Here is a 19,553-nt window from a genome sequence, read left to right as displayed (position 1 = left end):
GTATGAAAATCATAATCTTAGGTGCAGGGCAAGTTGGCGGCACACTGGCTGAAAATTTGGTTGGCGAAAACAACGACATTACGGTTGTTGATAAAAGCGCTGAACGACTGCGTGAACTACAAGATAAATACGACTTACGTGTTGTTCAAGGATTTGCTAGTCACCCAGACACTCTAAGAGAAGCCGGAGCGCAAGATGCCGATATGTTGGTTGCGGTAACCAACTCTGATGAAACCAATATGATAGCTTGTCAGATCGCATTTACTATTTTCAATACACCAAACCGTATTGCTCGTATTCGTTCACCTGAATACCTAAAAGAAAAAGAGCGTTTATTCCAATCCGATGCTATCCCTGTCGATCATCTCATTGCACCAGAAGAGTTGGTTACAGGTTATATAGAACGCTTAATTGAATATCCAGGAGCACTACAAGTCGCGAGTTTTGCAGAGAAGAAAGTCAGTCTCGTTGCAGTAAAAGCGTACTACGGTGGTCCGTTAGTCGGTAATGCACTTTCAGCACTTCGTGATCATATGCCGCATATTGATACTCGTGTTGCGGCTATTTTTCGTCAAGGTCGCCCAATTAGACCTCAAGGCACCACTGTGATTGAAGCCGATGACGAAGTGTTCTTCGTCGCTGCAAGTAATCACATTCGCTCTGTTATGAGTGAATTACAGCGCCTAGAGCGTCCATACAAGCGTATTATGATTGTTGGTGGCGGTAACATTGGCGCAGGCCTTGCGAAGCGCCTAGAGCAAAACTACAGCGTTAAACTGATTGAACGCAATATGAAACGAGCAGAGCAATTATCAGAGTTACTTGAAGAAAGTATCGTTTTCTGTGGCGATGCCGCTGACCAAGAGTTATTAAGCGAAGAACACATTGATCAGGTCGATGTATTCATTGCTGTAACCAACGAAGATGAAGCCAACATCATGTCAGCCATGCTAGCTAAACGCATGGGGGCTAAAAAAGTAATGGTTCTTATCCAACGCAGTGCCTATGTTGATTTAGTTCAAGGAGGAGTGATTGACGTTGCTATTTCGCCACAACAAGCAACCATTTCAGCACTATTAACGCACGTTCGTCGTGCTGATATCGTTAACGTATCCTCTCTTCGTCGTGGCGCAGCTGAAGCTATTGAAGCGATTGCTCATGGTGACGAGACTACGTCTAAAGTTGTTGGAAAAGAAGTTCAAAATATTAAGCTTCCACCCGGCACTACAATTGGTGCTATTGTTCGTGGCGAAGAGGTTCTTATTGCCCACGATAAGACTGTGATCGAGCAAGATGATCACGTAGTTATGTTCCTAGTGGATAAGAAATACGTACAGGATGTCGAACGCTTATTCCAACCGAGTCCGTTCTTCTTGTAATTATGGTTAACTACAAACCGATCTTATTTGTTATAGGGCTTGTGCTGTCTAAGCTCGCCCTATTCATGTATATCCCAACCCTTGTTGCCTTATTTACTGGTACTGGTGGTTTTATCGAATTTGCACAAGCGGTTGCTATTACACACATAGTGGCATTTGCTTGTTTAACTTTAGGCCGCAGTAAGCAGTTTAAGATGAATGTGCGGGATATGTTTCTTATCACTACTCTGGTATGGACCATCGCCAGTACCTTTGCTGCTCTGCCTTTTGTATTCATCAACCACATTAGTTTTACTGACGCATACTTTGAAACCATGTCAGGAATAACGACAACAGGCTCAACCGTATTAAGCGGCCTGGATGATATGGCTCCCAGTATTTTACTATGGCGTTCAACATTACAATGGCTTGGCGGTGTCGGCTTTATCGTAATGGCAGTAGCGGTTCTTCCTATGTTAAATGTCGGTGGTATGCGGTTATTCCAAACTGAATCATCTGATTGGTCAGACAAAAGTGCCCCAAGAACTAAGTATGTCGCCAAGTACATTGTTAACGTTTATCTCAGCCTAACTTTACTTTGTTTTTTAAGTTATTTAGTCACAGGAATGACACCATTTGAAGCAATAAACCACGCGTTCACAACGCTATCTACGGGAGGTTATTCAACATCTGACAGTTCAATGAATCGCTTTTCTAATAGTACTCACTGGGTTGCTTCTTTCTTTATGTTTGCGGGTGGTTTGCCTTTTTTATTATTTATTCAAGTACTTAAAAAGCGCGATCCCAAAGTTCTATTTAAAGATGCTCAAGTTGTTGGTTATCTTAAATTAGTATTAACCACCAGTCTCTTAATTGCAGCTTGGTTAGTTATTCATAATGACTATGAGATAATGGATGCATTGCGAGTTTCTGTATTCAATATAATATCAGTCGTCACTACGACAGGTTTTGGTTTAGATGACTTCACCGCATGGGGAGCATTCCCGGCCATTATTTTTGCCTTCGTAATGTTAACTGGTGCATGTTCAGGATCAACCGCGGGTGGTATTAAAATTTTCCGCTTTCAAATTGCCTCAACCATGCTCAATAAACAAATGATGAAACTTATCCATCCATCAGGGATATTTGTTCAACGTTATAATGGACGCCCAGTAACCGATGACATTGCTCGTTCAGTGGTTGCTTTAGTGTTTACTTTCATTTTAACAATTATTGTTATTGCTGCATTATTGGGCAGTTTAGGTCTTGACCCCGTAACCAGCATAACCAGTGCTGTTACGGCAGTCGCTAACGTTGGACCTGGAATGGGGCACATCGTTGGCCCTACAGGAAATTTTTCAACATTACCAGATGCTGCGAAATGGATATTAAGTATTGGGATGTTAATGGGTCGATTAGAAATTTTAACGGTATTAGTTCTCTTCTTTCCAGCCTTCTGGAAAGGATAAAAACCTGTAAATAGATACAAAAATGGCGCTAGAGTTTCTTTATAAAAGTATCTCTAACGCCATTTTTTATACTCGAAAAAGGGGGGTTATACCGGCTTCACATAATAATAAATCGATAAAAATTGAGTAATACACCCACCTAATACAAATAGATGCCAAATTGCATGGTTATATGGGATCTTCTTCGCAACATAAAAAATAACCCCTAAAGAGTAAATTACACCACCAAGGCCTAATAAAATAACGCCATTAATATCAATATGAATCACTAATTGATAAACCGCTATCACAGATAACCAACCCATAACAAGATAAGTAATCAGTGACAGTTTTTTAAACCGATAGACAAAAACAATCTTGCCTATAATACCAATCAAAGCAATAGCCCAAATAACAGCCATCAACCAATAGGCTAGAGGGGTACGTAAACTCACTAAAAGATAAGGGGTGTAACTACCTGCAATAAGCAAGAATATGGCACAGTGATCAAGCGTTTTTAATAAACGCTTTGCTTTAGGGGCAGCAATAGAATGATATAGCGTTGAGGCCAGAAACAGTAAAATAATACTGGCACCATACACAGACATACTCGCAAGAGTTAACCAATCTGCATCAACAGCATTCGCCTTAATAAGCAATAATGTTAACGCTATGACACCAAAAATAAGCCCTAAACCATGAGTTAGGCTATTGGCTAATTCTTCTTTTTTTGAATAAGGCATTGGAGTAGACATAAAGCTCCCATAGAGTGATTACTCGACATAAAAGCAGTATGCCACATTTAAGCGTACACTTGTAAGCTTAAATGTGATGTTTTTCATCCGGAAAATGTATCACGTTGTTTGATTCAAAAAATCAATCACTTGTTGTCCCGCGTCTTCTGGAGATAATTTAGTTGAAAGTACTAACTTTCGTTTTAACTCTCCATTTCCTAACATTGATGATAACAACCCTAAAACACCAGATTGATGCCTTCTATCTATTTCAAACCACAATTCTAGCTCATCACTTTTCCGGTGAGCTATAATTTCCAGCTCACGCCAGCGGCCATGATATGGTCCATCAAATGGCACAAATTCAAACTCCTGAACAAAAGGAAGTTCAAATCCTTTTACATACTCACATTCAACCTGACGAATTCGTAATCCTTCCGTTTCTAATGCCGTTAAAACACCATCAAGTAATGGATCAGGACGAACAGTAATAGGATCTTTATCTGTAGGGTCTAACCCTAGAGATACGTCTAACCCTGTTTGAACCCATACTTTTGCATCCCCAATCGTCACAGGAGTATTTAAAGGAAGATCGAGCTCTAATTCAAACTTTCGTTCTTGTTTTGGCTCTATCATAAAGGCATAAGGCAAACTCCAATCAGCTAGCACATAAGTTTGTTTTATGATTTGTGTTTGTGACCCATTTTGACGGTTACGTGTCACTTCTTTTTTATATTGGCAACATAACTTCAAGTCAATATTATCGATTTGTTGGGGTGAAGATCCACCAGTGACTTCAATCGTAATCTGCATTTTTTGCCCAGGAATTAATACTTCATGGTGAATGACCGTATCAACATTTGCAGATCCAATGCCTAATGACGCCAACGTTTTCTTAAAAAAAGACATTTTTACCTCCTAACTCATCCATGTTTTATACTGTTATTATTAACTAGATCGTAAAAATGCGTTGAGATGCATCTCGACTAATTGACAGTTTATGATACCCTTACTGGGTGTTTTTTAAACACATAATCCTGACTATTTATTTGGATTGCGAAAGCTAGAAACGAGTTCCATTTTGATGTAACTCATAAATAGTTAGGTCATTAATTTGGCCAAGGAAGTGCCTGGCTATAGAGATCGACAATGCGTCCTATGACTGTCAGGTTCTCACGCTCTGCTTCAACGCACAGCGTGGATCGTCGTCGCAGCCACTTTGTAAAAGTTGCTGTAACGAAAAAGAACGTCCCTGAAATGACTTTAATAGTTTCAGAAAAACCAGAAACTCTAAAAGAAATTTCATTCGCGGCATAATTAAAAAGCGTGACCTATTGGTTGCGCTTTTTTTTCTGAAAACAACCGTTACATCCCACTTAACATCTTTTATAACTTAGATATACTAACCCTAATAATTATAGGGAGAATGCTCAATGAAATGCCATCGTGTTAATGAATTAATCGAATTAATCCATCCTGAATGGAAAAAAGAACCAGAACTAAATCTAATGCAGTTTATTATAAAGCTAGCAGAAGAAACTAGGTACGAAGGCAAACTTGAAGATCTAACTGATGATGTTCTTATTTATCATTTAAAAATGAGAAACAGTGAGAAAACAGAGATGATCCCAGGCCTTGCTAAAGACCAAGAAGATGATTTCAAAACCGCAATTTTAAGAGCTCGTGGACTGTTATAAGCCATAAAGACCTTAATACCAACTTCATACCCAAGTAATATTCAGAACTCGCGTCAACAATATTTACTTGGGTAGTTCAATAAATACATACGTTATCCTGCCACAAATAAAATACACTTTTTTAACTAAATTTGAACCTTCTTACGAATTCAACCTACTCATCAGGCTATAATTGAGCCGCAATGTCTTAATATCACCAACAAATAAGTGGTTACGCTCAATAAACCACGTTGGGATACCTCATAAAAATAATTAGGAAGAATAATGAGTCAGGATAAGATCGACATCAAAGATGTGACTCCAAAGCAGTTTAACCCCAAAACACATAAATCCAGCAGTGATCGCTTTAACCCAAATTCAGGTATTTACGTTCGACAAAGTAAAGGCACCTTCCAAAAATTACGTCGTTATGGCGGTTGGTTTTTATTAGCTCTTTTTGTTTTAACACCTTGGGTATCATTTGATGATCGCCAAGCTATTTTATTAGATATCGGCCACCAACAATTTAACTTTTTTGGTACTACGCTATTCCCTCAAGATCTCACCTTACTTGCTCTTCTTTTTGTTATTGCCGCCTTCGGACTCTTCTTTATTACCACCTTTTTAGGCCGAGTATGGTGTGGGTATCTTTGCCCTCAAACTGTTTGGACATTTATGTATATCTGGTTTGAGGAAAAATCAGAAGGCTCAGCCAATAAGCGACGCAAGCAAGATCAAATGCCTATGACCTCTAATTTATTGGTTAGAAAAATAATCAAACACATCGCATGGGTCGCTATAGCTATCGCTACAGGGCTCACATTCGTTGGTTATTTCGTTCCAGTAAAAGAGTTAGTCCTCGATTTTTTCACTTTCAGCAGTGACTTCTTACCCGCATTTTGGATTCTATTTTTTGCTGCCTGTACCTATGGAAACGCGGGTTGGATGCGATCTATCGTTTGTTTACATATGTGCCCTTATGCTCGATTCCAATCAGCAATGTTTGATAAAGATACCTACATCGTTGGTTACGACCCTAAACGAGGTGAGAGTCGAGGCCCAAGGTCTCGCAAGAAGGATCACAAAGAACTAGGCTTAGGCGATTGTATTGATTGCAACTTATGCGTCCAAGTCTGTCCTACAGGGATTGATATTCGTGATGGTCTTCAATACGAATGCATTAACTGTGGTGCTTGTATAGATGCATGTAATGAAACTATGGATAAAATGGGGTACGAAAAAGACCTTATTAGTTATACAACGGAGCATAAACTCGCCGGTAATAAAACTCATATAATGCGCCCAAAACTGATTGGTTATGGCTTGATCATGACATTAATGATGGGTTTGTTTTTTGCTCAAATAGCGACAGTAGACCCTATGGGGCTTGATGTATTACGAGATAGAAACCAGTTGTCCCGTATTAATAATGCTGGATTAGTGGAAAATACTTACACATTAAAAATCATTAATAAAACACAGCAGATACAACGTTATCAACTAACGGTCATTGGTCTAGAAGAGGTGACTTGGTATGGTTCAGAGAAGATAAGTGTCGAACCTGGAGAGGTATTTAGTTTGCCAATCAGTTTAGGGGTTAGCTCTGATAATTTAACAACAGCTATTACCACCATTATTTTTGAAATTAAAAATGATGACCAACAAGTGATAAAAGCAGAAAGCCGTTTCTTTAAACCGCTATAATCACACTATTATTACTCAAAGGGCTCATAGTGAGTCCTTTTTATTTGAGAATGACCATGTCTGAACACGCCTTTAATTTCAGTACTCTTACCCCTGATATATTATGGAACGCTTTAGCTGATATTGGTGTTCGCGCTGAGTCTGGTTTTTTAGCTTTAAATAGCTACGAGAACAGAGTTTATCAATTTACTGATGAAGAAAAGCGTCGCTATGTCGTTAAGTTTTATCGCCCTCAACGTTGGTCTGAATTGCAAATATTAGAAGAGCACCTTTTTGCAAAACAACTAGTACAACAAGACATACCAATTGCCGCACCATTAGAAATAAATGGCAAAACACTCCATTTTGCTAACGGTTATTGGTTTGCATTATTTGATAGTTTAGGTGGACGCACATTTGAAGTGGATAATTTTGACCAACTTGAATGGGTAGGGCGATTCTTAGGCAGAATTCATAAAGTGGGAGAATCCGAATTATTCACTCACCGTCCAACACTTGGATTAGACGAATATCTATATCAACCTCGTAAATTATTAGAAAATAGCTCTTTTATTCCTTCATATTTAGAAAATAGCTTCTTCTCTGATCTTGATATGCTAATTAGTCGAATAGAAGATCATTGGCAACCAAGCAAAGCAATTCGCTTACATGGTGACTGTCACCCTAGTAATATCCTGTGGCGTGATGGTCCGCTGTTTGTTGATTTAGATGATGCGAGAAATGGTCCTGCCGCTCAAGATATTTGGATGCTATTAAATGGTGAACGACAAGATAAACTGGTTCAATTAGATATTCTGGTTGAGGCTTATTCTGAATATTGCGATTTTGACCACAACCAACTGAAACTAATAGAGCCTTTACGTGGTCTACGAATGGTACACTACATGGCATGGTTAGCTAAACGCTGGCAAGACCCGGCTTTTCCTGTTGCATTCCCATGGTTTGCCGACGCAAAATACTGGGAAGGTCAAGTTCTAAGTTTTAAAGAACAAATAGCGGCATTAAATGATGCCCCTTTAGAACTAATGCCACAGTGGTAATACCGCTAAAATAATAAAACAAACACAAATGGATTGGAGAAAGTTACACATGATGAAGAAAATGATGGCACTGTTTGGTGCTTTAGTACTAAGTTTTTCAGTTAATGCGGCAAATTTTACCGAAGGTGATTACTATAAAGTTCTAAACCTTCCTGAATCAAAAACACCAACTGTAAATGAATTTTTCTCTTTCTACTGCCCACACTGCAGCAGCTTTGAACCTCTAATTCAGGGATTAAAGAAAACACTGCCAGAAAATGCAACCTTTAAGAAAACTCACGTTTCTTTCATGGGTGGTAAAATGGGTTTATCAATGAGTAAAGCCTACGCAACAATGGTTTCTCTTGGCATTGAAGACAAAATGATTCCTGTTCTATTCAACCGTATTCATACAATGAACAAGCCACCACGTAACGATAAAGAACTTCGTCAAATCTTCCTAGATGAAGGTGTTAATGCTGATGAATTCGATGGGACTTACAATAGTTTTGCAATTAACTCTATGGTTAACCGTTTTGATAAAGCATTCCAAGACAGCGGTCTAACAGGGGTTCCTGCGGTTATCGTTAATAATAAATACCTTGTTGAAACAGCTAAAATTCAAAGCGCTGAAGAATACTACGAACTCGTTAACTGGTTACTTAAGAAATAATAAAACAGTCTAGTTTAAAAAAATAGATGCAAAAAGGGAGCGATAATTCGCTCCCTTTTTTATATTCCTAAATTCACTTTTTCAAAAGACCTTGCAGGTACTCATCTTTCTCTTTCCATAAATCATTTATCCACTTATGAAAGCTGCGTTTAAACGCTTTATCACCAAAGTAATCACCATTCACTCTTTCGTCATTTTCATGCAAGTTAATACGAACAACCACTTTAGTTAGTTTACCTTGAAGCATATCAATAAAAGGAGAGTCTTGATTGTTTGGGTATGCAAGAGTGACGTCCACAATACCATCAAATAATTCCCCCATAGCAGAAAGAGTAAATGCAACACCACCTATTTTTGGCTTAAATAGATGCTGATAAGGCGTACGAGCCTCTTTTAATTTTTCAGGTGTTGCACGTGTTCCTTCAACAAAGTTAACAACCGTTGTTGGTACCGCTCGAAAGTTTTCACACGATTTTTGAATCGCTTTAAAATCATCCTCACGGCGCTCAGGATCACGACGCATAAAAGGCATATCGGCTCCCCAGCACGCCAATCCCACAAAAGGGACATAAAGTAACTCATACTTCAAAAAGAATTTAGCCATTGGGATTTTATCTTTCATTACCGAAGACAAAATAACGATATCAGCCCAGCTAACGTGATTAGAAAGAAGCAAATACCAATTATCTTGGGATAATTCATCCCCACCATCAATAACCCACTCAATGTTGTTGTTCACATTCAACATCCAAAGGTTCAGCGTTGCCCATCCCCATAGTGTTTTATTTGCCATTGAAACAGTGATCTTTTTTATCACCGCAAAAGGGAGAATAAGCTTAATTACAGCAAAAAAACTGATAACCAAAGAGGTTAATGCCGTATTAAGCACAACAAGCAAAACACTGATAACCAGTCGAATATTAGCAAACATAGGATTCTTCATTTATTAGCAGGGTAGACATTAGTCATATCATAACAAGCCTCACTTTATTTTTGTAATCATCTTTATTTCTATCTAAATAAAAAGGCATTAAACAACTTGTGCGGACAGTTGTTTTAAAAGCCTATCCATTGCTCTATATCCCACCGCTTCAGCTAAATGAATTCTTTGGATGTGTTCTTCGCCAGCCAAATCAGCAATGGTTCTCGATACCTTAATAATACGATGATAAGCTCGGATAGAAAGACCAAGTTGATGAAGTGTATTTTCTAAAAATGCCGCATCTTCCTTTATTAATGGACAATATTTTTCAACCTCTCTACTACCTAATAATGCATTCACTTTATTACAACGTTCAAGCATTCTGGCACGAGCAACAAGAACTCTCGCCTTTACTTTCTCTGTAGATTCCCCTCTATCTCCTCCTTCTGTTAATGTTCCTTTAGGTAAGAGAGGTATCTCTAATGACATATCAAAACGGTCAAGTAATGGTCCTGAGATTCGATTAAGGTAACGAATAATTAATTGAGGATTAGTTCGCGTTTGATTCCCCTCATAATAGCCAGTAGGGCTGGGGTTTAATGCCCCTACTAATTGAAAACGTGCAGGGAATCGAGTCTTACTTGCTGCTCGAGAAATAACAATCTCTCCAGACTCTAATGGCTCTCTTAATGAGTCGAGTACTTTTCGCTCAAACTCGGGCATTTCATCTAAAAATAGAATGCCATTATGTGCTAATGATATTTCTCCCGGTCTAGGAATAGAACCACCACCAACCAACGCTGCCATAGAGCTGGAATGATGGGGAGAACGAAATGGGCGAGATCGCCAATTAGATTCATTAATATGTTGATGAGTAAGCGAAGCCACTGCGGCCGTTTCAAGCGCTTCATCATTAGTCATTTCAGGTAGTAAATCACTCATACGAGAAGCGAGCATCGTTTTACCTGTCCCAGGAGGTCCTAGGTACAATAAATTGTGTCCACCCGCCGCCGCTATTTCTAATGCTCTTTTTCCTTGTTGCTGGCCAATAATATCTTGTAGGTCACGTTCGAGGTACTTTACAGGCTCATCTATCACTGAAGATGTAAATAAACCAAGTTGTTGTTGCCCACATAAAAAAGCGCACACCGATAATAAATGAGGTGCAGATTTATGAATATCTTTACCCACCAGTGCCGCTTGATCCCCATTGTCATCAGGTACAATTAAACAACGGTTCGATTTTAGTGAAGCCAATGCTGCTGGTAATACTCCTTTAACTTTACGAAGCTCTCCAGACAAGGCTAGTTCACCGACAAATTCATGATCAGCTAACTTTTTTTCAGGGATCTGATCAGATGCTGCAAGAATTCCAAGAGCAATAGGGAGATCAAACCTCCCGCCTTCTTTGGGTAAATCAGCAGGCGCTAAATTTACCGTAATTCGTTTTGATGGAAATTCAAAGTTCGCATTAATTATCGCGCTTCTTACTCTGTCTTTTGCTTCTTTTACTGTGGTTTCTGGTAATCCAACCAAACTGAATCCCGGCATTCCATTACTAATATGCACTTCAACCGTGACTTCTGGAGCCTCTACACCTACGCATGCTCGACTATGTATGATAGCTAATCCCATTTTTTACCCAATTAGTTGTAAAGCGAGTATTTCGACGCTTTTTATTGATTTGTTATATATAAGCGCTAAATGAACGAGAATTGTGAATAAAATGAGAGTTTTTTCTTGTCATGGGAGCCATGTCTGTGTTACCACTAAGTTAATGTAACGAATTATCAAAAAAAATACGCTTACGGATAGATTAAATGACCTTTTTTGCTCAACTGAATATTCTAATTATTAACATTCTCGTGGTGATTCTGGTCACCGCGCGGGGATAAGTGAGCAAAAAGTAACAACAGCAACGCACACTTAAAACCCCCAAGCTTACAAGCAAGGGGGTTTTTTTATGGATTCAGGAAGAAATGGGAGCACATGATGTGCAAAAATAGAGAAGCAATCACTCACGCAGGGAGCGACAGTGTATGAATGGCTCACAGTTAGTAGTAAAAGCCTTAAGAGATGAAGGAATAAAAACAGTCTTTGGGTATCCTGGAGGCGCAATTATGCCTATCTATGACGCCCTATACGATGGTGGTGTAGAGCATATCCTCTGCCGTCATGAACAAGGTGCAGCCATGGCCGCCATTGGTATGGCTCGGTCAACGAAAGACGTTGCTGTTTGTTTAGCAACTTCCGGACCTGGAGCTACTAACCTTATTACTGGTCTTGCTGATGCAATGCTGGATTCCATTCCTCTTGTCGCCATCACAGGCCAAGTCGCCAGTCATTTAATAGGTACTGATGCCTTCCAAGAGATGGATGTGATTGGAATGTCCCTCTCTTGTACTAAACACAGCTACCTTGTTACCGACATCAATGAACTAGCCCCTGTAATTGCAGAAGCTTTTGAAGTAGCTAAAGCCGGTCGACCTGGCCCTGTGCTTATTGATATAGCTAAAGACGTACAAGTTGCTGAAGCACCAGTAACGACCCTCCCATATTTTGAACCACCAGCGATTCCTGTAGCCCCTCAAGAAAGTATTGAAGCCGCTGAAGCCATTCTAAAAAACAGCGTTAAACCTGTTCTATATGTCGGAGGTGGTGTGCAACTTGCTCATGCAACGGATTCAGTTCGTGAGTTTTTACGTAATAACCCGATGCCATCAGTAAGTACACTCAAAGGTCTAGGTTCGATAGAAAGGCACGACCCACATTATTTAGGCATGGTAGGAATGCATGGAACAAAAGCCGCCAACCTTATCGTTCAAGAGTCTGACCTATTGATTGTTGTCGGCGCTCGTTTTGATGATCGTGTAACAGGAAAGCTAGAAAGTTTTGCACCACATGCCAAAGTCATTCATATCGATATTGATGCCGCCGAATTCAATAAACTTCGTCACGCTCACTCAACATTGCGCGGTGATATCAATGTTATTTTGCCTAAACTGAATGTATCTCAAGACCTAACTCCTTGGTTAAAAAATGTATCATCGCTTCGTACTGAATTTAAGTGGTGCTACGATCATCCCGGAGACCTTATCTACGCCCCATTATTGCTTAAGCAATTATCAGATATGATGCCTGACAGCTCTATTGTTGCCACCGATGTTGGTCAACACCAAATGTGGGCTGCACAGCATATTCAGCCACGCGCTCCAGAAAATTACCTTACCTCAGCAGGTCTTGGCACCATGGGTTTTGGCTTACCGGCTGCCATGGGCGCAAAAGTTGCTCGCCCAAATGATGAGGCTATTCTTATCACCGGAGATGGTTCGTTCATGATGAACGTTCAAGAACTAGGCACGCTAAAGCGCAAACAGATCCCTGTAAAAATGGTTTTATTAAACAACCAACGTTTAGGTATGGTACGCCAATGGCAATCCCTGTTTTTTGATGGACGACATAGCGAAACTATCTTAGACGACAACCCTGATTTTGTTGCATTAGCTGCCGCCTTTAATATTCCAGGAAAAACCATCACACGCAAAGAAGAAGTAGAGCCAGCACTAAAAGAGATGTTAGAAAGTAAAACCGCTTATATGTTGCACGTGCTTATTTCTGAAGAAGAAAATGTATGGCCGCTTGTTCCACCAGGGGCAGCAAACCAAGACATGGTGGAGGGTGAATAATGCAACGTTATATTTTAGAAATTGAAGCAACTGATAAACCGGTATTATTAGAACGCGTATTGCGAGTGATCCGTCACCGTGGATTTTCAATCAAACAGGTACTTGCGACTCAAAACCAATCAAGTGGAATTGCTGCTATCGAAATTATTGTAGAAAGCGATCGTCCTATCAGCCTGCTTACGAATCAAATTGAAAAACTTTGGGATATTACCGCGGTTCATGTATCTACATTGAATCGCGCATAAGATAAAAATTTAAAGGATTAATGACATGCCTACATCACCTAAAAACAGATACCGTTCAGCCACCACAACTCATGGCCGTAACATGGCTGGAGCTCGCGCACTATGGCGTGCAACTGGCGTAAAAGAAGAAGATTTTGGTAAACCTATCATTGCCGTGGTTAACTCATTTACCCAATTTGTTCCGGGTCACGTTCATCTAAAAGACATGGGACAATTGGTTGCTGGTGAAATTGAAAAAGCAGGCGGTATCGCTAAAGAATTTAATACCATTGCAGTTGATGATGGCATTGCAATGGGTCATGGTGGCATGCTTTATTCTCTGCCATCACGTGAACTTATTGCTGATTCTGTTGAATACATGGTTAATGCGCACTGTGCAGATGCAATGGTATGTATCTCTAACTGTGACAAAATCACTCCAGGAATGATGATGGCAGCAATGCGCCTTAATATTCCAGTGATCTTTGTGTCTGGCGGTCCAATGGAAGCAGGTAAAACGAAGCTTTCAGATCAAATCATTAAACTTGATTTAGTTGATGCCATGATCCAAGGTGCTGATCCAACGGTTTCTGATGCACAAAGTGAGCAAATAGAACGTTCAGCGTGTCCAACTTGTGGTTCATGTTCTGGTATGTTTACCGCCAACTCAATGAACTGTTTAACCGAAGCATTAGGGTTATCTCAACCAGGTAACGGGTCAATGCTTGCTACTCACGCCGATCGTGAAGAACTATTTATCAATGCCGGCAAACGTATTGTTACTCTAACCAAACGTTATTACGAACAAGGCGATGATTCCGCTCTGCCACGTAATATTGCCAACAAAGCGGCATTTGAAAATGCAATGGCGTTAGATATTGCAATGGGCGGTTCAAGTAATACGGTACTTCACCTAATCGCATCCGCTCAAGAAGGCGAAATCGATTTTGATATGGATGATATTGATGAGATGTCTCGTCGAGTGCCTCATCTATGTAAAGTAGCCCCTTCAACACCTAAATATCACATGGAAGACGTTCACCGTGCAGGTGGAGTAATGGCTATCCTTGGCGAGTTAGATCGAGCAAACCTACTGAATAGTAATACCAATACCGTGCTTGGCTTAACGATGAAAGAGCAACTGGCTCAATACGACATTATGCAAACCGAAGATGAAGCGGTACTTAAATTTTTCCGTGCCGGTCCTGCAGGTATTCGAACCACTAAAGCGTTCTCACAAGATTGTCGTTGGGATCGTCTTGATGATGACCGTGAAAATGGCTGTATCCGAACAAAAGAGAATGCCTTTAGCCAAGAAGGTGGCCTAGCGGTTCTTTCTGGTAATATCGCGGTTGATGGTTGTATTGTAAAAACGGCGGGTGTTGACGAAGATAACCTTAAATTCCAAGGTCCAGCCATTGTATTTGAAAGCCAAGATACCGCAGTAGAAAGTATTTTAGCTGGCAAAGTAAAAGCAGGTAATGTGGTAGTTATTCGCTACGAAGGCCCTAAAGGCGGTCCGGGGATGCAAGAAATGTTGTACCCGACCACTTATCTAAAATCAATGGGACTTGGTAAAGCGTGTGCACTTCTAACTGATGGTCGTTTCTCTGGCGGTACATCAGGCCTGTCTATTGGTCACGCCTCACCAGAAGCAGCAAGTGGTGGCACAATAGGGCTCGTAAAAACAGGGGATATTATCACCATTGATATTCCAAGCCGCTCTATCACGCTTGATGTACCAGAAGCTGAATTAAGCGAGCGTCGAGCAGAACAAGATAAGTTAGGTTGGAAGCCTGTTAATCGTCAACGTGAAGTCTCTTTTGCACTAAAAGCCTATGCAATGATGGCGACGAGTGCAGATAAAGGAGCGGTGCGTGATAGATCTAAGTTAGAAGGGTAAATTTATGACAACACCTTCTTATCAAACTGGCGCAGAATACCTGCGTCAGATCTTACGGGCACCAGTCTATGATGTGGCGACAGTAACGCCGCTTCAAGACATGCCTCGTTTGTCTGAACGCATTCAAAACCGAGTTCAATTAAAACGAGAAGATCGTCAACCCGTTCACTCGTTTAAACTTCGCGGCGCTTACAATATGGTATCGAGCTTAACCGAAGAGCAACAGAAAGCAGGGGTTATCGCAGCCTCTGCCGGAAATCATGCGCAAGGAATGGCATTATCAGGCACTAAACTCGGAATTAAAACCACGATAGTTATGCCACGTACCACGCCTGATATAAAAGTAGAAGCGGTTAAAGGTTTTGGTGGCCAAGTCATCCTTCACGGCAGTAACTTTGATGAAGCCAAAGCAGAAGCAGAACGATTATCACAACTTCACGGTTATACATTTGTTCCCCCATTTGACCATCCTTTAGTGATTGCTGGTCAGGGAACGATTGGAATGGAAATGCTGCAACAAAATGGGCATTTAGATTATATTTTTGTTCCGGTGGGTGGTGGTGGCTTAGCCGCAGGAGTTGCCGTTCTCATTAAGCAACTGATGCCTGAAATAAAAATTATCGCCGTAGAACCTGAAGATTCAGCTTGTTTAAAAGCCGCATTAGATGCCGGTGAGCCTGTAGTTCTCGATCAAGTGAGTATGTTTGCTGACGGTGTTGCCGTAAAGCGCATTGGTGATGAAACCTTCCGTTTATGCCAACAATATATTGATGGCCATATTACCGTTTCTAGTGATGAGATTTGTGCAGCAGTCAAAGACATCTTTGAAGACACTCGAGCTATTGCTGAGCCATCAGGGGCACTCGCTTTAGCTGGATTAAAGAAATTCGCTGACCAGCATCAACTTAAAGACAAGCAACTAAGTACGGTGCTTTCAGGTGCAAATACTAATTTTCACGGGTTACGTTATGTATCAGAACGCTGTGAATTAGGCGAAAAACGAGAAGGGTTACTTGCCGTTACTATTCCAGAACGTCAGGGAGCATTCTTTGAGTTTTGCAACCTTATCGGCGGTCGAGCAGTGACTGAGTTTAACTATCGTTATAACGATGACAAACTAGCCAATATTTTTGTAGGTGTCCGACTTCTCGAGGGACAACAAGAGCTAGATAGTATAATCAGTGACTTACAACACGGTGATTATCCTGTAGTCGATCTCTCTGATAATGAAATGGCCAAACTTCATATTCGTTACATGATTGGGGGTAAACCATCAAAACCTCTGACAGAAAGATTGTATAGCTTTGAATTTCCAGAGTATCCCGGAGCACTCGTTAAATTTTTAAGCACTCTCGGTACCCATTGGAACATCAGCTTATTCAATTACCGTAATCACGGAGCCGATTATGGACGGGTCTTATGTGGTTTTGAATTGGATGACAGCGATCTTCTTAATTTTTCAAAGCATCTCAAAGAATTAGGTTATCAGTGGAAAGATGAAAGTAATAACCCTGCATATCAGTTCTTTTTATCTTAATAGCGTATGCCGTTTATAAGGCTAATTAGTTTTTAGCCTTATTTTCATTCATTTTTGAAATTATGCTATACAATCAGTTTAAAAATGCTATTATTTTTCTCGGCCTGTAAACAGACCTATTTATCTGTAATATTATGCTTTTGAAACCTTCGTTATACTGCTTTACCAGTTATGCTTGAAGCTTTTTATACATATGTTTTACCTCAAATAAATAATTCTTTATGGCTACAACTTCGCATTACGCGAATTATTTAATTAAAAAAATTAGGATATTATTATGTCTAAAACAACTGGTATCGTTAAGTGGTTTAACGAAGAGAAAGGTTTCGGCTTCATTACTCAAGATAACGGCGGCGCTGACGTATTCGTTCACTTCCGTGCTATCGCATCTGAAGGCTTCAAAACTCTGAAAGAAGGCCAAAAGGTTTCTTTCGAAGTAGAACAAGGCCAAAAAGGCCCACAAGCAGCTAACGTTGTTGGTGAGTAATTCGAACTTTCGAATTGAATTCTAAAAAATGCTGACTTCGGTCAGCATTTTTTTTATCTGTAATTTGAGCTGTACGATTAAAAGATCAAATTAGAGGCATAAAAAAAGAAGCCGTAATAGCTTCTTTTTTATTATCAATAATATACGTGTAAATTATTTTTTAGTCGGACGTTGCCAATTCGCAATTCGACGCTCTTTCGCACGGCTAATGTAAAGTTCATTTTCACTAATGTCTTTAGTTACTGTTGAACCTGCACCGACTGTTGCACCATTAGCTATCGTAATTGGTGCGATAAGTTGACTGTCTGAGCCAACAAAAACATCATCGCCAATAACTGTTTTAAACTTATTTGCACCATCATAATTACAAGTAATTACACCAGCACCAACGTTCACTCGTTTACCAATCTCAGCATCACCAAGATACGTAAGGTGGTTTGCTTTAGAACCTTCACCTAAGCGTACGTTTTTCACCTCAACAAAGTTACCTACGTGAGCGTCATTACACAGTTCGGCTCCTGGGCGTAAACGAGTAAATGGGCCAACGGTACAATCTTCACCAATGGTAGCACCTTCAATTACACTGTATGGGCGAACAATTGTATTGTCATCAATCTCACAATCTTTCAGCACACAACCAGCGCCAATAACAACATTATCACCCAAAGTTACATTACCTTCGATGATCACGTTTACGTCGATCTCAATATCCATACCACACTGCAATGATCCTCTTAGATCAAAACGGCTAGGATCGCGAAGCATAACACCTTGCTCTAATAATTTTTGTGCTTGTGCTAATTGAAATGCTCTTTCTAAACGCGCTAATTGTGCACGATCATTCACACCTTCAACTTCAATTGGGCTAACAGGGTGAACCGCTTCAACTGCACGACCTTCATCATGAGCTGCTGCAATGATATCTGTTAGATAATATTCACCTTGTGCATTTTCATTTTTAAGAGCAGATAACCAACGTTTTAAATCACCGCCCGTAGCAACCATTACACCCGTATTAATCTCTTTTATCAGCTTCTGTTCTTCTGTCGCGTCTTTTTGCTCTACAATCGCAATAACAGGGCCATTACGACGAATAATACGGCCATAACCCATAGGATTATCTAAAACAACGGTAAGTAAAGCGATGCCACCAGTAGGTTGAGCATCTAATAAATTCTCTACTGTCTCAGCACTAATTAGTGGAACATCACCATAAAGAATTAATACTTTTTCATCATCAGAAAATTCTGGTGATGCTTGATTAACCGCGTGACCGGTACCTAATTGCTCAGCTTGAAGAACCCACGTCACTCTTTCTTGACCTAACTCAGCTTGCATTTGATCACCACCGTGACCATAAACAAGATGAATATTTTTAGCTCCAAGACCTTCACATGTATCGATTACATGTTTAGCCATTGGTCTACCCGCTAAAGTATGAAGTACTTTAGGTTTATTTGAATACATGCGAGTGCCTTTACCCGCTGCCAGAATTACTGCACTGAAGTTCATAGAAAGCCTATTTTATTTTTATGCTGACTTAAATTGCCTAGCTCATTGATACAAAAATACTAAATCCATTATTTACTGCATTATTTTTATTAATAAATAACCAATGGGATTAATATTCGAACTAAATTATATGATAAAAGATACATTATAGGGTGAGATATTAGTAAGAATTACAACTTATATTAAAGAAAAGGCGACCATATAGGCCGCCTTCTTTCTAATGGTACTTGATTAACGCGAACGTTTTGTCAGTTCGATAACTCGAAGCTGTGCGATCGCTTTAGCCAAATCACCAGCCGCTTGAGCGAAGTTAATGTCGCCATGCTGATTACGGATATTCTCCTCAGCCTTGCGTTTAGCTTCTTCTGCCTTAGCTGCGTCTAGGTCAACTCCACGGATAGCAGCATCTGCAAGAACAGTTGCTGAACCAGGTTGAACCTCAACAATGCCACCAGAGACATAAATGTACTCTTCATGACCGTGCTGTTTAACAATACGCACCATACCAGGCGTGATAGCGGTCAGCAGCGGTGCGTGACCATGGAAAATACCAAGCTCACCCTCGCTACCGGTCACCTGCATCGTTTCTACTAGCCCTGAAAATAATTTCTTTTCAGCACTTACAACGTCCAGGTGAAAGGTCATTGCTGCCATATCGCCTCCTAATCAG

General features: G+C 40.2%; 18 protein-coding genes. 12 read left to right on the top strand and 6 right to left on the bottom strand.

Annotated features, from left to right (window positions below; genetic code table 11):
* Positions 1 to 2 precede the first annotated feature (2 nt).
* The gene (trkA, locus tag A6E06_RS19730) at positions 3 to 1,379 is read left to right on the top strand and encodes a Trk system potassium transporter TrkA (protein ID WP_065594579.1); all 1,377 of its coding nucleotides are present in this window, start codon (positions 3 to 5) and stop codon (positions 1,377 to 1,379) included.
* Positions 1,380 to 1,381: 2 nt separating this feature from the next.
* Complete coding sequence (locus tag A6E06_RS01920) at positions 1,382 to 2,827, top strand: TrkH family potassium uptake protein (RefSeq protein WP_065594578.1); 1,446 nt, start codon at positions 1,382 to 1,384, stop codon at positions 2,825 to 2,827.
* A gap of 86 nt (positions 2,828 to 2,913) precedes the next feature.
* Here A6E06_RS01920 and A6E06_RS01915 read toward each other — a convergent pair whose 3' ends face one another.
* Both A6E06_RS01915 and A6E06_RS01910 read right to left on the bottom strand, forming a co-directional pair.
* Positions 2,914 to 3,561 carry a hemolysin III family protein gene (locus A6E06_RS01915; RefSeq protein ID WP_065594577.1) on the bottom strand — a complete coding sequence of 216 codons (648 nt, stop codon included), beginning with the start codon at positions 3,559 to 3,561 and terminating at the stop codon, positions 2,914 to 2,916.
* 99 nt (positions 3,562 to 3,660) lie between these two features.
* Complete coding sequence (locus A6E06_RS01910; protein ID WP_065594576.1) at positions 3,661 to 4,449, bottom strand: sporulation protein; 789 nt, start codon at positions 4,447 to 4,449, stop codon at positions 3,661 to 3,663.
* Positions 4,450 to 4,698: 249 nt separating this feature from the next.
* On the opposite strand from A6E06_RS01910, the gene A6E06_RS19725 reads away from it, so the two are divergent.
* The 5 genes from A6E06_RS19725 to A6E06_RS01890 all read left to right on the top strand — a co-directional run bounded on the left by A6E06_RS19725 (position 4,699) and on the right by A6E06_RS01890 (position 8,612).
* A complete protein-coding gene (locus tag A6E06_RS19725) occupies positions 4,699 to 4,857 on the top strand; it encodes a hypothetical protein (RefSeq protein ID WP_176703502.1) in 159 nt (52 codons plus the stop codon).
* Positions 4,858 to 4,973: 116 nt separating this feature from the next.
* A complete protein-coding gene (locus A6E06_RS01905) occupies positions 4,974 to 5,237 on the top strand; it encodes a YihD family protein (protein ID WP_065594575.1) in 264 nt (87 codons plus the stop codon).
* Positions 5,238 to 5,501: 264 nt separating this feature from the next.
* On the top strand, positions 5,502 to 6,920 hold the full coding sequence (gene ccoG, locus A6E06_RS01900; protein ID WP_065594574.1) for a cytochrome c oxidase accessory protein CcoG: 1,419 nt from the start codon (positions 5,502 to 5,504) through the stop codon (positions 6,918 to 6,920).
* 56 nt (positions 6,921 to 6,976) lie between these two features.
* Complete coding sequence (locus A6E06_RS01895) at positions 6,977 to 7,960, top strand: serine/threonine protein kinase (protein WP_065594573.1); 984 nt, start codon at positions 6,977 to 6,979, stop codon at positions 7,958 to 7,960.
* 52 nt (positions 7,961 to 8,012) lie between these two features.
* Complete coding sequence (locus A6E06_RS01890) at positions 8,013 to 8,612, top strand: thiol:disulfide interchange protein DsbA/DsbL (RefSeq protein ID WP_176703504.1); 600 nt, start codon at positions 8,013 to 8,015, stop codon at positions 8,610 to 8,612.
* 73 nt (positions 8,613 to 8,685) lie between these two features.
* On the opposite strand, the gene A6E06_RS01885 is transcribed toward A6E06_RS01890, so the two are convergent.
* On the bottom strand, positions 8,686 to 9,543 hold the full coding sequence (locus tag A6E06_RS01885; protein WP_176703503.1) for an acyltransferase: 858 nt from the start codon (positions 9,541 to 9,543) through the stop codon (positions 8,686 to 8,688).
* A gap of 99 nt (positions 9,544 to 9,642) precedes the next feature.
* On the bottom strand, positions 9,643 to 11,169 hold the full coding sequence (locus A6E06_RS01880; RefSeq protein ID WP_065594570.1) for a YifB family Mg chelatase-like AAA ATPase: 1,527 nt from the start codon (positions 11,167 to 11,169) through the stop codon (positions 9,643 to 9,645).
* Between the two features lie 404 nt (positions 11,170 to 11,573).
* Between A6E06_RS01880 and ilvG the strand changes: the two genes are divergently transcribed.
* The 5 genes from ilvG to A6E06_RS01855 all read left to right on the top strand — a co-directional run bounded on the left by ilvG (position 11,574) and on the right by A6E06_RS01855 (position 17,371).
* On the top strand, positions 11,574 to 13,220 hold the full coding sequence (ilvG, locus tag A6E06_RS01875; protein ID WP_065594569.1) for an acetolactate synthase 2 catalytic subunit: 1,647 nt from the start codon (positions 11,574 to 11,576) through the stop codon (positions 13,218 to 13,220).
* Positions 13,220 to 13,465 (top strand): acetolactate synthase 2 small subunit, encoded by a 246-nt coding sequence (gene ilvM / locus A6E06_RS01870; protein ID WP_065594568.1) that lies wholly within the window; start codon positions 13,220 to 13,222, stop codon positions 13,463 to 13,465. The genes ilvG and ilvM overlap by 1 nt, the downstream gene beginning before the upstream one ends.
* A 25-nt stretch (positions 13,466 to 13,490) precedes the next feature.
* Positions 13,491 to 15,347, top strand: coding sequence for a dihydroxy-acid dehydratase (gene ilvD, locus A6E06_RS01865; protein ID WP_065594567.1), 1,857 nt, complete (start codon positions 13,491 to 13,493; stop codon positions 15,345 to 15,347).
* A 4-nt stretch (positions 15,348 to 15,351) separates the two neighbouring features.
* On the top strand, positions 15,352 to 16,884 hold the full coding sequence (ilvA, locus tag A6E06_RS01860) for a threonine ammonia-lyase, biosynthetic (RefSeq protein WP_065594566.1): 1,533 nt from the start codon (positions 15,352 to 15,354) through the stop codon (positions 16,882 to 16,884).
* Between the two features lie 277 nt (positions 16,885 to 17,161).
* Positions 17,162 to 17,371 (top strand): cold-shock protein, encoded by a 210-nt coding sequence (locus A6E06_RS01855; protein WP_060993481.1) that lies wholly within the window; start codon positions 17,162 to 17,164, stop codon positions 17,369 to 17,371.
* 153 nt (positions 17,372 to 17,524) lie between these two features.
* Here A6E06_RS01855 and glmU read toward each other — a convergent pair whose 3' ends face one another.
* Both glmU and A6E06_RS01845 read right to left on the bottom strand, forming a co-directional pair.
* A complete protein-coding gene (glmU, locus tag A6E06_RS01850; protein WP_065594565.1) occupies positions 17,525 to 18,883 on the bottom strand; it encodes a bifunctional UDP-N-acetylglucosamine diphosphorylase/glucosamine-1-phosphate N-acetyltransferase GlmU in 1,359 nt (452 codons plus the stop codon).
* A gap of 231 nt (positions 18,884 to 19,114) precedes the next feature.
* The gene (locus A6E06_RS01845; protein WP_065594564.1) at positions 19,115 to 19,537 is read right to left on the bottom strand and encodes a F0F1 ATP synthase subunit epsilon; all 423 of its coding nucleotides are present in this window, start codon (positions 19,535 to 19,537) and stop codon (positions 19,115 to 19,117) included.
* Between the last annotated feature and the right edge of the window lie 16 nt (positions 19,538 to 19,553).

This window comes from Aliivibrio sp. 1S175 (assembly GCF_001690985.1).
Taxonomy (GTDB): Bacteria; Pseudomonadota; Gammaproteobacteria; order Enterobacterales; family Vibrionaceae; genus Aliivibrio.
Note: the sequence above shows the minus strand (reverse complement) of the source record. Positions and strands in the feature narration are given on the sequence as shown.

What these genes read in the sequence shown, in the direction of transcription:
- trkA (WP_065594579.1), top strand. Translation starts at nt 3, where the DNA reads ATGAAAATCATAATCTTAGGTGCAGGGCAAGTTGGCGGCACACTGGCT.
- A6E06_RS01920 (WP_065594578.1), top strand. Translation starts at nt 1,382, where the DNA reads ATGGTTAACTACAAACCGATCTTATTTGTTATAGGGCTTGTGCTGTCT.
- A6E06_RS01915 (WP_065594577.1), bottom strand. Translation starts at nt 3,561, where the DNA reads ATGTCTACTCCAATGCCTTATTCAAAAAAAGAAGAATTAGCCAATAGC.
- A6E06_RS01910 (WP_065594576.1), bottom strand. Translation starts at nt 4,449, where the DNA reads ATGTCTTTTTTTAAGAAAACGTTGGCGTCATTAGGCATTGGATCTGCA.
- A6E06_RS19725 (WP_176703502.1), top strand. Translation starts at nt 4,699, where the DNA reads ATGACTGTCAGGTTCTCACGCTCTGCTTCAACGCACAGCGTGGATCGT.
- A6E06_RS01905 (WP_065594575.1), top strand. Translation starts at nt 4,974, where the DNA reads ATGAAATGCCATCGTGTTAATGAATTAATCGAATTAATCCATCCTGAA.
- ccoG (WP_065594574.1), top strand. Translation starts at nt 5,502, where the DNA reads ATGAGTCAGGATAAGATCGACATCAAAGATGTGACTCCAAAGCAGTTT.
- A6E06_RS01895 (WP_065594573.1), top strand. Translation starts at nt 6,977, where the DNA reads ATGTCTGAACACGCCTTTAATTTCAGTACTCTTACCCCTGATATATTA.
- A6E06_RS01890 (WP_176703504.1), top strand. Translation starts at nt 8,013, where the DNA reads ATGAAGAAAATGATGGCACTGTTTGGTGCTTTAGTACTAAGTTTTTCA.
- A6E06_RS01885 (WP_176703503.1), bottom strand. Translation starts at nt 9,543, where the DNA reads ATGTTTGCTAATATTCGACTGGTTATCAGTGTTTTGCTTGTTGTGCTT.
- A6E06_RS01880 (WP_065594570.1), bottom strand. Translation starts at nt 11,169, where the DNA reads ATGGGATTAGCTATCATACATAGTCGAGCATGCGTAGGTGTAGAGGCT.
- ilvG (WP_065594569.1), top strand. Translation starts at nt 11,574, where the DNA reads ATGAATGGCTCACAGTTAGTAGTAAAAGCCTTAAGAGATGAAGGAATA.
- ilvM (WP_065594568.1), top strand. Translation starts at nt 13,220, where the DNA reads ATGCAACGTTATATTTTAGAAATTGAAGCAACTGATAAACCGGTATTA.
- ilvD (WP_065594567.1), top strand. Translation starts at nt 13,491, where the DNA reads ATGCCTACATCACCTAAAAACAGATACCGTTCAGCCACCACAACTCAT.
- ilvA (WP_065594566.1), top strand. Translation starts at nt 15,352, where the DNA reads ATGACAACACCTTCTTATCAAACTGGCGCAGAATACCTGCGTCAGATC.
- A6E06_RS01855 (WP_060993481.1), top strand. Translation starts at nt 17,162, where the DNA reads ATGTCTAAAACAACTGGTATCGTTAAGTGGTTTAACGAAGAGAAAGGT.
- glmU (WP_065594565.1), bottom strand. Translation starts at nt 18,883, where the DNA reads ATGAACTTCAGTGCAGTAATTCTGGCAGCGGGTAAAGGCACTCGCATG.
- A6E06_RS01845 (WP_065594564.1), bottom strand. Translation starts at nt 19,537, where the DNA reads ATGGCAGCAATGACCTTTCACCTGGACGTTGTAAGTGCTGAAAAGAAA.